At 43.0% G+C, this 12,751-nt stretch carries 10 protein-coding genes; 7 read left to right on the forward strand and 3 right to left on the reverse strand.

The window, feature by feature from the left end; all coding sequences use genetic code 11:
• The first annotated feature begins 56 nt into the window (after positions 1-56).
• Together rapA and rluA are read left to right on the forward strand one after the other, a co-directional pair.
• Positions 57-2,954, forward strand: coding sequence for an RNA polymerase-associated protein RapA (gene rapA, locus HG263_RS12775; RefSeq protein ID WP_171626474.1), 2,898 nt, complete (start codon positions 57-59; stop codon positions 2,952-2,954).
• A gap of 115 nt (positions 2,955-3,069) precedes the next feature.
• Positions 3,070-3,723 carry a bifunctional tRNA pseudouridine(32) synthase/23S rRNA pseudouridine(746) synthase RluA gene (gene rluA / locus HG263_RS12780; protein WP_171626475.1) on the forward strand — a complete coding sequence of 218 codons (654 nt, stop codon included), beginning with the start codon at positions 3,070-3,072 and terminating at the stop codon, positions 3,721-3,723.
• Positions 3,724-3,815: 92 nt separating this feature from the next.
• Here rluA and HG263_RS12785 read toward each other — a convergent pair whose 3' ends face one another.
• Positions 3,816-5,132 carry an amidohydrolase gene (locus tag HG263_RS12785; protein ID WP_171626476.1) on the reverse strand — a complete coding sequence of 439 codons (1,317 nt, stop codon included), beginning with the start codon at positions 5,130-5,132 and terminating at the stop codon, positions 3,816-3,818.
• Positions 5,133-5,527: 395 nt separating this feature from the next.
• On the opposite strand from HG263_RS12785, the gene HG263_RS12790 reads away from it, so the two are divergent.
• Positions 5,528-6,673, forward strand: a complete 1,146-nt coding sequence (locus HG263_RS12790) for a S8 family serine peptidase (protein ID WP_246239961.1) — start codon at positions 5,528-5,530, stop codon at positions 6,671-6,673.
• Between the two features lie 51 nt (positions 6,674-6,724).
• Here the strand turns inward: HG263_RS12790 and HG263_RS12795 are convergent, their stop codons facing one another.
• Positions 6,725-7,450, reverse strand: coding sequence for an XRE family transcriptional regulator (locus tag HG263_RS12795; RefSeq protein WP_171626477.1), 726 nt, complete (start codon positions 7,448-7,450; stop codon positions 6,725-6,727).
• 262 nt (positions 7,451-7,712) lie between these two features.
• On the opposite strand from HG263_RS12795, the gene HG263_RS12800 reads away from it, so the two are divergent.
• The 3 genes from HG263_RS12800 (at position 7,713) to HG263_RS12810 (ending at position 9,978) form a co-directional block, all read left to right on the forward strand.
• Positions 7,713-7,967, forward strand: a complete 255-nt coding sequence (locus tag HG263_RS12800; protein WP_171626478.1) for a helix-turn-helix domain-containing protein — start codon at positions 7,713-7,715, stop codon at positions 7,965-7,967.
• A gap of 54 nt (positions 7,968-8,021) precedes the next feature.
• Complete coding sequence (locus HG263_RS12805; protein ID WP_171626479.1) at positions 8,022-8,615, forward strand: lysophospholipid acyltransferase family protein; 594 nt, start codon at positions 8,022-8,024, stop codon at positions 8,613-8,615.
• A gap of 91 nt (positions 8,616-8,706) precedes the next feature.
• The gene (locus tag HG263_RS12810) at positions 8,707-9,978 is read left to right on the forward strand and encodes a Xaa-Pro dipeptidase (RefSeq protein WP_171626480.1); all 1,272 of its coding nucleotides are present in this window, start codon (positions 8,707-8,709) and stop codon (positions 9,976-9,978) included.
• A 66-nt stretch (positions 9,979-10,044) separates the two neighbouring features.
• Here the strand turns inward: HG263_RS12810 and HG263_RS12815 are convergent, their stop codons facing one another.
• Positions 10,045-12,030 (reverse strand): S8 family serine peptidase, encoded by a 1,986-nt coding sequence (locus HG263_RS12815; protein WP_171626481.1) that lies wholly within the window; start codon positions 12,028-12,030, stop codon positions 10,045-10,047.
• Between the two features lie 271 nt (positions 12,031-12,301).
• Here HG263_RS12815 and HG263_RS12820 point away from each other — a divergent pair, with 271 nt between their 5' ends.
• The gene (locus HG263_RS12820; RefSeq protein WP_171626482.1) at positions 12,302-12,691 is read left to right on the forward strand and encodes a hypothetical protein; all 390 of its coding nucleotides are present in this window, start codon (positions 12,302-12,304) and stop codon (positions 12,689-12,691) included.
• Positions 12,692-12,751 lie beyond the last annotated feature (60 nt).

Genomic DNA, 12,751 nt, shown 5'->3' on the forward strand with positions numbered 1-12,751 from the left:
CAACGCCATGCGAACGGTTAACATAGCCGCCTTTTTTCTGCTAAGACGAGACAAACATGAATTTTTCCTTAGGTCAGCGCTGGATCAGTGACACTGAGTCAGATTTAGGATTAGGTACCATAGTGGCTTTAGAGGGCCGCCAAGTCACCATATTGTTCCCCGCCAGTGGAGAAAGCCGCGTATATTCAATGCAAGAAGCGCCAGTTACACGAGTTGTTTTTAATCCAGGTGACATCATTCGTCATGTAGAAGAGTGGGAATTGCAAGTTGAAACGCTTGAGCAACAAGGTGATCTACTTTGCTATCATGGTACTCGTCTCGATACGCAAGAAAAAACCTCTTTCAAAGAAACCTTTCTTGATCACTTTATAAAATTTAATAAACCGCAAGACCGATTATTTGCAGGACAAGTTGACCGTTTTGACCGCTATACTTTACGCTACCAAACTTGGCAGCACCAATTTAACCGCCAGCAATCACATTTAAAAGGCGTTGTTGGACAACGAGCGAGTCTAATCCCACACCAGCTATATATCGCCGATGAAGTGGGGAAGCGCTTTGCACCGCGCGTACTATTGTCAGACGAAGTGGGGCTAGGTAAAACCATTGAAGCGGGTATGATTTTGCATCAGCAAATTCTCACCGGCCGTGCCAATCGCGTATTAATTGTGGTACCAGAGAACTTACAGCATCAATGGCTTGTTGAGATGCTGCGTCGCTTCAACTTGCGCTTCTCTATTTTTGATGAGGAGCGTTGTGATGAAGCTTTTGCCGACTCACCAAACGTGTTTGATACCGAGCAACTGGTGCTCGTTAGTCTTGAATTTATTACCAAAAAGCGTCGTTGGTTTGAACAGGCAACATTGGCAGACTGGGATCTGTTGGTGATTGATGAAGCTCACCATCTAACGGTGACAAAAGACAAACCAAGTACTGAGTACCAGCGTATCGCTGAGCTTAGCCAAGATATTCCGGGGCTTATTTTGCTCACTGCAACGCCAGATCAGCTAGGCCACTACAGCCACTTTGCCCGCTTGCAATTACTTGACCCTGATAGGTTTTACGATTACGACAAGTTTGTAGAAGAAGAAAGCAACTACAAAGAAGTAGCAGATGCTGCCAATCAACTGTTACAAGATGGACAACTGGATGAAAAAGGCCAGGCAACCATTATTGAGTTATTAAAAGAAACGGATATATCCAGCTTACTGGCTGATGCACAAAATGGTGATGAATCAGCAAAGCAAGAAATTCTCTCGATGCTGTTAGACCGCCATGGCACAGGCCGTATTTTGTTTAGAAATAGCCGTAGTGGCATTGAGGGTTACCCAAGTCGTAAATTACATAGCTACCCCGTTGAGCTACCTAAACAGTACAAAACAGCCATGTCAGTTTTGGGCAGCATGGGGGGGATTCAAAGTGCCGAAAAGTCTGCGCTAAGAGCCCTTTTTCCAGAAAAGATTTTTCAAGAGTTTGAAGGCGCGGGTAGCGGTTGGGCGGCTTTTGACCCACGTGTTGATTGGTTAATTGAAACACTAAAACAGCTCAAACACGAAAAAGTATTACTGATCTGTGCCGAAGCACAAACAGCCATTAGCTTAGAGCAAACACTTCGTGAACGCGAAGCCATTAAAGCGGCTGTTTTCCACGAAGGCATGTCGATAGTTGAGCGAGACCGAGCTGCGGCATTTTTTGCCGACGAATACGACAGCGCACAAGTGCTGCTATGTTCTGAAATTGGTTCTGAAGGTCGTAACTTCCAGTTTTCGCACCATTTAGTTCTGTTTGATTTACCACTAAACCCAGACTTACTAGAGCAACGTATCGGCCGTCTTGACCGCATTGGGCAAAAGTTTGATGTGAACATTCATGTGCCGTATTTTGAAAACACCGCACAAGAGGTGTTACTTCGTTGGTATCAAGAGGGGTTAGATGCGTTTGAAAGCACAAGCTCCACAGGCCAATTACTTTACAAAGAGTTTTCAGAAGAGTTGTTAGAGCTCATTGCTGAGCATAACTGTGATGAAGAAAGTTTAGATCCATTACTTGAACAAGTTGCGAATCAAAACCGCGTATTGCGCAGCCAAATGGAGCAAGGTCGTGACCGCTTGCTAGAACTTCATTCCAGTGGTCAAGGTAAAGCACAGAAGCTGGTTGCTGAAATCGAACAACTCGATGATGACGTTGTGTTGCCAGCATTCATGATCAATGTTTTTGATATTTTTGGCGTTTCGCAAGAAGACAAAGGTGAAAACACCATCATCTTGAAGCCAACTGAGCACATGCTTAACCCATCATTCCCGTGTTTAAAAGACGATGGTATTACCGTGACATTTGACCGTACAACGGCTTTATCACAAGAAGATGCTCACTTTATCAGCTGGGATCACCCTATGGTCCAAGGGACCATGGATATGATCTGTGATGATGATTTTGGTAGTGCATCAGTTGCTCTTTTGAAGAACAAAAAACTGCCTGCAGGAACATTCTTCGTCGAGCTGATTTTCATTGCTGAAGCGTCAGCACCAAAAGCCTTACAACTAGGTCGCTTTTTACCGCCAACTCCTATTCGTATTTTGTTGGATAAAGCGGGTAACAACCTAGCTGCAAACGTTGCATTCGATGCTTTTAACAACCAGTTATCTGCCGTTGGACGCCAAACAGCAAGTAAATTAGCTAACGCATTGCAAAGCGCCATTCATCCATTGATCACCAAAGCCAATGAATTAGCATCAAGTGAACTTGATGATATTCAAGCACAAGCACAGCAAAAAATGTTAGCCGTGATGGACGATGAGCAAAGCCGTTTAACGGCTCTAAAAGCCATCAACCCGAACATTCGTGACGAAGAGATCAAAGTCTTTGATAAGCAACGTACCGAATTAACCAACCATATCGCCAAAGCGCAACTGAAGCTTGATGCTATCCGTTTAATTGTCGTAACACACGAATAAGCTCTCTAAGATGGCTGTAGGTGACTCATCATTTACAGCCATTTATTTATCACTACTTTGCTAATAAACAAAACGCCGTTAAAATGGCGCGCTGAACGACTTAAAGGGCTTCATTGTGCTGTTAAATTATGCGCCACCGCGCGACCCCTACCTCGACATTTTGTATCAAGATGACTTTATGCTGGTCATCAACAAACCCAGTGGCCTGTTAACCGTACCGGGTAAAGATCCAAAACATGCCGACTGTGCAATCAGCAGGGTGAATACCGTATTTCCAACTGCTCGTATCGTACATCGCTTAGATATGGCAACTTCTGGGGTGCTCTGTCTTGCCATGAGTAAAGAATCGCACCGATTTTTAAGCATTCAGTTTCAAGATCGATTAACCAACAAGCATTACATTGCCCGTGTGCACGGCAAACTTGAACAGCAACGTGGTTCGGTCGATTTACCCCTGATTTGTGATTGGCCAAATCGACCAAAGCAAATGGTTTGCCATGACACAGGCAAACCTTCTTTGACACATTTTGAAGTGCTCAGTTATGAACAGCATGCAACCCGAGTCAAGCTCATACCAATCACCGGTCGCTCGCACCAACTTCGTGTTCATATGTTGTCGCTGGGCCATGTGATATTGGGCGATCGCCTTTATGCAAAAGATGAAGCATTAGCAGCGGCAGCCCGATTACAACTTCATGCCGAGATGCTACAAATATGCCACCCTCAAACCAACCAGTTAATGACATTTGAAGCACCAGTTCCTTTTTAAAAATGTTCCCTGTTGCTTTGGCTTCGAAGTTGGCTGCAAAGGACACTCTTGGCAGCCAGTCAACGCTTGAAAAACACTTAGCTAGACTAACGCTATTGCTTAACTTGGTTAAACAAGTCTAAGGCGCTTGCGGTCATTGCTCTTACCCCTGTATGAATCGTTTTTGCGTAATCTGGGGCAAATTTACTAGAGTGCAGCGATGGTAAAGTTTCACCGTTACTTCGCGCTTTTTCAAATAACGTAGGTTCAACGCCACCAAGCCAAAAAATCGTAATCGGCACATCTTCATCCGTTAAGCCATAAAGACCAAAGTCTTCTCCTGCCATCACCGGTTCTGACTTCCATACATTGTCTTCACCCAACTCTTTTTTAATGGCTTGCGTTACACGCTCAGCAAGCGCAGGATCATTGTAAGTTGAAGGAATGGTTTCTTCTTCATGAACATACACGACTGGTGCCATATCTTCAGGTAAGCCAGCACTGAGCGCAATTCCCTTTGTTAAGCGCTTAAGCGTAGAAATTTGCTGCTCTCGCACGTGTGGGTCATATGAGCGAAGCGTTAATTGCAGCGTCACTTCATTGGAGATGATATTGTGTTTAGAGCCACCATGAATCGAGCCGACGGTGATAACAGAAGGCTGTAATGGTGATATTTCACGGCTGGTGATAGTTTGCAATGCAAGGACGATACGTGAAGCCAAAACAACAGGGTCTACCGTTGTATGAGGGTATGCACCATGCCCCCCTTTGCCTTTAACTGTGATATCTACAGAGTCCACATTTGCCAACGCGTAGCCTGGCGCGATTGCCACTTTTCCCGCTGGTACTGACGCGCTAACGTGCAGCCCTAACACATGATCTGGCTTTGCAAACTGACTGAACAGTCCTTCTTTTAACATCGCCTTTGCCCCTGCACCAACTTCTTCTGCAGGTTGCGCAACCATCATTAACGTGCCACGCCATTGCGACTTTAACGCGATAAGTTGTTTAGCAGCACCAATAAAACTGGTCATATGAATATCATGGCCACAACCATGCATCACACCCACTTCGTTGTTATTTTTATCCAGCGTCTTCACTTTAGATGCGTACGGCTTTCCCGTCTGCTCCACAATCGGCAGTCCATCAGTGTCGGCACGGATCATCACTGTAGGTCCTTCACCATTTTTAAATAACCCCACGACACCGTGTCCACCAATATGCTCTGCAACATCAAAACCCAGTTGTTTTAGCTCTTTTGCTAAATGTGCTGCGGTATTTTTTTCATGGTACGACAGCTCTGGGTTCTGATGTAGGTGTAAATAAAGAGACTCTAGCTGAGCCATATCATCGTTTACACTGCTAGCCAAAGGCGTCGCGTTTACATAGCTGGCTAAAAGTACTGGCAGACTTAATAGCAGTTTATTCATTGTTCTTCTTCTTATCTCCAATCAGTGAACTGTCAAACTATCAACTTCTAAGCAGTCGCACAACCTAAGGAGTGCTGTTGCAAATAAGCCAATATAAGCATACCTAAAAGCAGCAGACCAACCGAGCCATTTGTACCAATTTCATGAATTATCACGGTATAACCTGATGAACTTCTAGATGGTTAAATATCATAAATAAGCATAAAAATAACACTTCTTATCATTAATTGGGAATATATACCCAACATAAATAGAAAGAAAACTCATTTATGCACCCATGAGGGGAAATATAAACTTTTTCACCATTTCAACTTTGACAACTGTTAATTTAAAGCTAAGTTTGTAACAACCTTTAAATAAAGGTTAACAATCTAATAATTATAAATAGGAACAACATGATGAAAAAATCTCTTCTTACTTTGTCTATCGCCTTTGCAATCAGCAGCACTGCAACACTGGCTCAAGAGCCAAGCTTCCAAGGCGCTGCAGCGGATATAGAAATTGCGAATACCTGTATCGTGCGATTCAATGATGGTATTTCAAAGTTTGATGTTGAAGGAAAAGCGCGCGGCATGCTTGCAAAAGCCAATGCTCAAGCAAAGCATATTTACAAAAACAGTATCAAAGGAATGGCTGTAAATATGAGCTGTGATAAAGCCAAAACTGCATTTGCAGGCAATGCTAACATCATGCGTTTTACGCCAGATGGTGTGGTACATGCTAGCCCTGCGAGCATTCAAGGTAAACCAGAAGTGGGTACAAGCGCTGCACAACAAACACCTTGGAGTGTAACGCGTGTTGGTGGTCCTGTTGATGGTAGCCAGTACACAGCTTGGGTTATCGATACAGGTATTGATGTTGATCACGCTGACTTGAATGTTGATCAGAGCAAAGGCTTTTCAGCATTTACAAAAGGTAGAAATGCAGGCGTAGATGACGCTAACGGTCACGGTACTCACGTTGCTGGTACAATCGCGGCGTTAGATAATGGTATTGATGTAGTTGGTGTTGCTGCTGGCGCAACCGTTGTGCCTGTAAAAGTATTAGATGCCCGTGGTTCAGGCAGCTGGTCTGGCGTATTAGCGGGTATTGACCACGTTGCAGCAAATGCAAGCGCTGGAGATTGTGCAAACATGAGCTTAGGCGGTGGCTTTAACCAAGAACTGAACGATGCCGTTGAAAATGCTGCGCAGCAATCTGGTGCATTCTTTGTTGTTGCCGCTGGTAACGAAAGTCAACACGCTAGCAATGTGTCACCAGCAAGTGCTTCACATAACCGTGTTTACACTATTTCTGCAACTGACTCTAACGATAACTTTGCAAGTTTCTCAAACTATGGGAACCCACCTGTAGATTACGCAGCACCAGGTGTTAGCATTTTATCAACACGTAAAGGTGGCGGTACAACAACTATGTCAGGTACTTCAATGGCGTCTCCTGCGGCATGTGCTGTTATCATGTTAAGCAACGGTAACCCAAGTACAGATGGTAAAGCCAGTGGTGATCCTGATGGCAATGCAGACAGCATTGTGCACCTATAAGCTTACAGCTTTGATCCCCAGTTATGGTGTGCTTTTATAGCACACCATTTTTTACGCAAGATCTTTGCCTATCCACACAACCTTGCCAATGATTTCTAGTTGCTCTAGTTCATGTGGCTGGACGTGCTGATCGACATATTCTTTATTATCACTGATTAAACGCACTGAGCCATCCAAGTATTGCTGTAAGCGTTTGGCATACAACTCTTCACCAAGACGAACTACATAGATAAGCCCTTCGCTGAGCTTTTTATCAGATAAATCAACCAAGATTGTGTTGTTGTTATGAATGGTCGGCTCCATAGAGTCGCCTTTGGCAAACACCACAGCCAGCTGGCTTTTATCTAAGCCTTTATAGTCAACCCACTTTTTTCTAAATGCTAAATGCCGCTCAATACGGGCTGTACCATTAAATGCCCCATGCCCTGTACTTACCGAGATATGGTAGCCAGGCACTAAAATAAACTCTTCTTCAAACTCATCAACACTCACTACCCGTTGACTCAACAGTGGTGATTCATCGTTGGCTCCTGACGCTTCTCCAACGCCTTTTACCAACCACATAAAGTCAACACCCGCTTGTTCAGCAATGCGCTCTATTACACTGAGTTTTGGATCTTCACCTTTCAATATTCTACGCAGCGTCCCCTCTGAAACACCAATTTTTGACGCAAATGTACGAATACTGTCTGGTTTAATGGCTTGCTCAACACGCGTAGAGAATGACGCACTGCTCGCATCATTACTTATATTATTACCGCTATAGATTTCAGACATATCAAAGTTTCCCTTATTTTTAAGAGTAAAAAATTTCGCGTTTCGTGACACTGATCAAATAAAAAGTGATGTAAAAAACTAAAATAACATTTGAAATGCGTAATTTTTAGATCTAAAATTCAAAAAAATACGCAACACCAGCATCGAACATTTCCTTTATGTTCCGATTGATGCGTATTTAGCGTTGGATTATACATCAAGTTATAACGCTTTTCACTGAGAAATAGCATTATTGCGTAATAAATGAAGGAAAATATAAATTATGCTCTCACAGATTAATACCCAAACAACCAGAACACCTAAAGGAGCAGATATTTTAAAGTTTGCTCGAAAGTGCCGAGGCTTTACTCAAGCAGAGTCAGCGGCAAGTTATGGCATTGAAGAACGCACATTGAGGCGTTGGGAGAACAACGAATATAACCCTCGCTGGAATGACGTGATAGGATTACTCGAAGATGTATACTTAATGGATGTCGCTAAGGTGATCCTAGGAATGACACATACGCATGAACCGTGAATCATTTAGCAAATAACTCTATCATCTAAGCACACACAAGCGAAATTAGACACTATGACAGATATTCCAAAATTGATCCCGAGAAGCTCAGGGAGATTATCGCGCTTATTTGGCGCTCTGGTATTGAAACTGCTGGGATGGCGCATCGTAGGCGCCTTTCCTAATCACAGTAAGTTTGTTGCAGCAGTCGCGCCGCATACGTCCAATTGGGATTTTTTTATCGCCATTTCAGTCAAGCTTAGTTTAGGCGTAAAAATAAGGTTTCTTGGCAAGCACAGCATTTTTATCGGTCCATTTGGCTGGTTATTAAAAAAACTTGGCGGGATCCCCGTTGAGCGCAGTCATGCTAATGGCATGGTTAAACAAGTAAGTGATATATTTTACCAATCCGATTCTTTAATTTTAGGCATTGCCCCTGAAGGCACACGTAAAAAAACCCCACAATGGAAAAGCGGCTTTTTACATATCGCGAAATCGGCCAATGTCCCCATTGTGCCAATGGCACTGGATTACAGAACAAAAACATTTGTGATTATGCCAGCGTATTATATCAGCGAAGACATTCCCGAAGCGCTAAAAAACATAATCGCGCTATTTGATAAGAACATGGCTAAGTATCCAAACCAAGTTTCTGGCAGTGAGCCTTAACGGAATAAAAGTTGTTTTGGTCGCAAGCAACTCGCAGCATCCAATAGAATGACTAATAATCAACTAACCAATAATAAAAATGATCACGCCAATGACAAACCACTTATTAACATCACTGACCGCCCTATTACTGACTTCGAGCTATGCATACGGACAAACAACGGTACTCAATGCACAAGCCTACATTGATGTAGAGTCGGGCCAAAGGGTAACTAAACCGAGCCTTTTAATAAAAGACAACCGCATTATAAAAATTGCCAAGCAAGGGGAACTAAAAGTACCTAAAGATGCCACTGTTATTAACCTCAATAATAAAACATTACTGCCCGGGCTAATGGATATGCACGTGCATTTAACCAGCGACCCATCAGACAATTTTTTAGCGGCGCAAAACTTCTCAATTCCACGAAAAACGGTAAAAGCGGTAAAAAATGCCCATACAACTTTAATGGCTGGCTTTACCACTGTACGTAATTTGGGTGCCCCTGGTTATAGCGTCATTGCGACTCGTGATGCCATCAATGCAGGTGAAGTAATAGGACCAAGAATTTATAGTGCAGGCTATTCAATTTCAATAACGGGTGGTCATTGTGATGATAACTTCAGCGCACCAGAGAAAAAATCAGTCTCAGGTGGTGTAGCTGATGGCCCGTGGGCTGTGCGTGCAAAAGTACGTGAAAACATTAAATATGGCGCCAACACCATAAAAATTTGCGCAACAGGCGGAGTGTTCTCTAAAGGGACCAAGGTTGGTATCCAACAATTTAGCGAACAAGAGCTACAAGCGGCGGCCGAAGAAGCACATTTACGAGGCTTAATCATCGCAGCCCATGCCCATGGCACCAATGGTATAAAAGCTGCGATCCGAGCTGGCATTGATAGTATTGAACATTGCAGCTTTATGGATGACGAAGCTATTGAGCTGGCTAAAAAGCATGGCACTTATTTATCTTGTGATATATATAATACCGAATATACCTTGGCATTTGGTGAAGCCAATGGGGTGCCAGAAGAAAATATAAATAAAGAAAAGCAAGTTTCAAAAGCGCAGAGAGAGAGCTTTAGGCGGGCAGTAAAAGCTGGCTTAAATATGGTATTTGGCTCTGATGCAGCTATTTATCCACACGGTGATAATGGCAAACAGTTTTCTCGTATGGTGCAATTTGGCATGACTCCTTTACAGGCAATACAAGCCGCAACTATCCATAGTGCTGCACTACTTAAAAATCAAGAAATAGGCAAGATATCTGAAGGCTACTTAGCTGATATCATCGCAGTAAATGATGACCCACTAAGCAAAATTGAAACCCTAGAAAATGTCAGTTTTGTTATGAAAGACGGTAAAGTTTACAAACAAGACTAAACCATAGGCTAAGCCTAGGTACCCATAAAAAAGCCCGATTTAATCGGGCTTTTTTATATATTTTAATTAGTGACAAGCACCTAAATCAGTCCATACTTTCCAGCTGTTACCTACATTAGAGTTTTGCTCCGGATTTTTATTTATATTCCACCAGTTGTTACGGTATTTTTTACCTTGGTATGAAACTAGCGTACCTCGTGATGAATAAACTTGTGTTGCTGACCAAGGAGCTATGCCTTGGCAATCGCCACCGGTGCTATCATCAAGAACAGTGATAGTTTTCGCTGTGCTTGCGGTTGCTGATAGGTTATCAGTCACAGTTAAGGATACCTGATAGCTGCCAGCGTGCGAAAATACATGGGCAGCAACAGCGCCTAAGTATGCCTGACCATCAACTCGCCACTCATAAGCTGTTATTTGGCCATCAGGGTCAACACTTGTGCCTGCGTCAAATTGACAATTTAAAGCCTCACACGATACTGAAAAAGCCGCTTGTGGAAGCTGGTTTTTGTTGTCACCACCACAGCCATTGGCAGTTAAATAATCAGATGCAGCTTTAGCTTGTACTAAGCCATAGCCAAACTTGTGGTCGCGTCCTGCATCACCTAAATCGATTGCAGTTGCTGTTAATGCTTGGCGGATCTCAACATTACTACACTGAGTATGATTGCTCCATACCAGCGCTGCAACACCTGCAACATGTGGGCTTGCCATTGATGTGCCAGACTTTTTATCATAGTCCGAAATAGCTTCAAGCTGTAGATTAACTTGCTGACCTAGAAGTCCTTTTAATGTCGCGCCCGCCTCTCCTGACATACCTAATACAGGAATAGTCACACCATGGTTTGCATCGCCTAAAGTACCTGAAAAGCTCGTTGCAACATTATTATAAATTACCGCAGCAACCCCGCCGCCCGCTTGACAATTTTTTGCTTTGTCAGCAAATGACGCTCCGCCACGCTCAATTAAGCAAATACTTGCCGGAGCCGTACATTGTGCTAATCCCTGCTCGCAATCCACCAGCGATGCCGTTACATTTCCTTCAACTGAGTGAGTCATTCCTGAGGCCTCAAAAGCCTGACCTAACCCAGTTATACTCGCAACGATACCCGTACCTCTTGGCACAGTAGATAATACTTCAGTACCAGGGCCTGCAATTTCCACTTGCGCATTGTATTGAGACGAATCGTTTTTCTGGCGTTGCTCATTAATGTTCGCAACAGACATTACACTGTCATAACTTGCCGGATAGCTTAGAGAGCTATCTCCCCCATTACCAGCTGCCGCTATCAATAGTACACCTTTATCGTAGGCCGCGTTTAAACGCTCCTCTAAATACTGGCTTTTACCCGCACCACCCAAGCTCATGTTGATCACACTCGCACCATTTTCAACGCAGTTATCAACGGCACGGCCAATACGCGAGTTATAACCTTTTTTGCCATTGTCATCGAATACGCGCACCGCGTGGATAGCAATTTTATCGCTAGGTAACACCCCGACTACGCCTTCACTATTATTAACCGCAGCGATAGTACCGGCTACATGCGTGCCATGGCCTGACCCATCACGATACCAAACACCTACTTCAGCATCTGCAAACCCGGTTGCGTTTTGTGGTAAATCTGGATGGCCTAGATCATAGCCAGAGTCAATGATACATACTTTTAATAAATCGGCGTTTGCATCAGAGACTAAATTTGCCTGAACCTGTGCAATACCATAAGGACTAACCTGAGTATTTGAAAACATCTCATACTCGAAATCCTCTTCGATATAGTCAAACTGACCTGAGCGCTTAAGGACTTCTACTTGCTGCTGGTTAAGCATCACTGTTGAAACTTCAGCCAAAGGCGTTTTAGATAACGTACTTAGCTTATTAGCTTGCAATACCCTTTGCACATGATCTGCGCTAGCTAAGGTTAACTGTGCAGTGGCTTTGAGGTTATTGCGCTTTACAATATATGTTTTAGAATCACTCGCTGTTGCAGACAGACTGCTGCTTGCAAGTAATGACATTGCTAGTGCACTTAAGGCAAATTTCTGGTTCATTATTATTATCCTATGTTGACCTTTACTGTTGTTATTTATCGCAATGCGAAACGCAAAAAAGCGCCTGAGCAAATTTGCGGATACAAAGGGGATTACACATAACAATCCCTATTGAAGGTACAAATTAAACAAACAAAAACTGAATTGCAATATAAAATTAACTTGATTTACATAGGGAGTAACTTGATTACAGTTAGGGCAAAAACTCAAACTTGCTTGCTGTTTTGAGATCGACTAAACCTTAAGAACAGCTATTCATCTTTGAGCAATGATGAGCAACACAGCACTAGTAGAACCATTTTCATATTCCCTAGATATATTTCATCATCTGGGTTACATGATGGTTATTGCACAAGGACAAGGCTCTAAAAGTGAAATAACAAATATGTATCAAACAATTGAGAAAACAGCAAAAATTGCAAAAGTTAACAAACTCATGCTGAACGTGACCGAGCTGACCTTAAACTATAGCGGCAGCGACGTTGTAAAAGTACTTAAACTCATTTCTCGACTTTTCAATCATTTTTATATTGCTCGCATTGTCACCCCCGCCGATTTTAAAAGTGACTTAATTGAAGTATTCGCCCAAAAGCATGCGCTAAACATTAAAAGTTTTTTTTGTGAAAATGAGGCATATGACTGGCTTATAGAGCAGTACTAGCAGCCTTTTAGTTTACAATTATTTTACAAAACAAATTTTCAACTCTATGCTAGTAACAAT

Origin of the sequence: Pseudoalteromonas caenipelagi, from assembly GCF_013140855.1 — a bacterium.
GTDB lineage: Bacteria > Pseudomonadota > Gammaproteobacteria > Enterobacterales > Alteromonadaceae > Pseudoalteromonas > Pseudoalteromonas caenipelagi.

Excerpts from the sequence above, each read along its gene's own strand:
- HG263_RS12805 (WP_171626479.1), top strand. The coding sequence starts at position 8,022 with ATGACAGATATTCCAAAATTGATCCCGAGAAGCTCAGGGAGATTATCG.
- HG263_RS12800 (WP_171626478.1), top strand. The coding sequence starts at position 7,713 with ATGCTCTCACAGATTAATACCCAAACAACCAGAACACCTAAAGGAGCA.
- rapA (WP_171626474.1), top strand. The coding sequence starts at position 57 with ATGAATTTTTCCTTAGGTCAGCGCTGGATCAGTGACACTGAGTCAGAT.
- HG263_RS12815 (WP_171626481.1), bottom strand. The coding sequence starts at position 12,030 with ATGAACCAGAAATTTGCCTTAAGTGCACTAGCAATGTCATTACTTGCA.
- HG263_RS12820 (WP_171626482.1), top strand. The coding sequence starts at position 12,302 with ATGAGCAACACAGCACTAGTAGAACCATTTTCATATTCCCTAGATATA.
- HG263_RS12785 (WP_171626476.1), bottom strand. The coding sequence starts at position 5,132 with ATGAATAAACTGCTATTAAGTCTGCCAGTACTTTTAGCCAGCTATGTA.
- HG263_RS12810 (WP_171626480.1), top strand. The coding sequence starts at position 8,707 with ATGACAAACCACTTATTAACATCACTGACCGCCCTATTACTGACTTCG.
- HG263_RS12795 (WP_171626477.1), bottom strand. The coding sequence starts at position 7,450 with ATGTCTGAAATCTATAGCGGTAATAATATAAGTAATGATGCGAGCAGT.
- HG263_RS12790 (WP_246239961.1), top strand. The coding sequence starts at position 5,528 with ATGATGAAAAAATCTCTTCTTACTTTGTCTATCGCCTTTGCAATCAGC.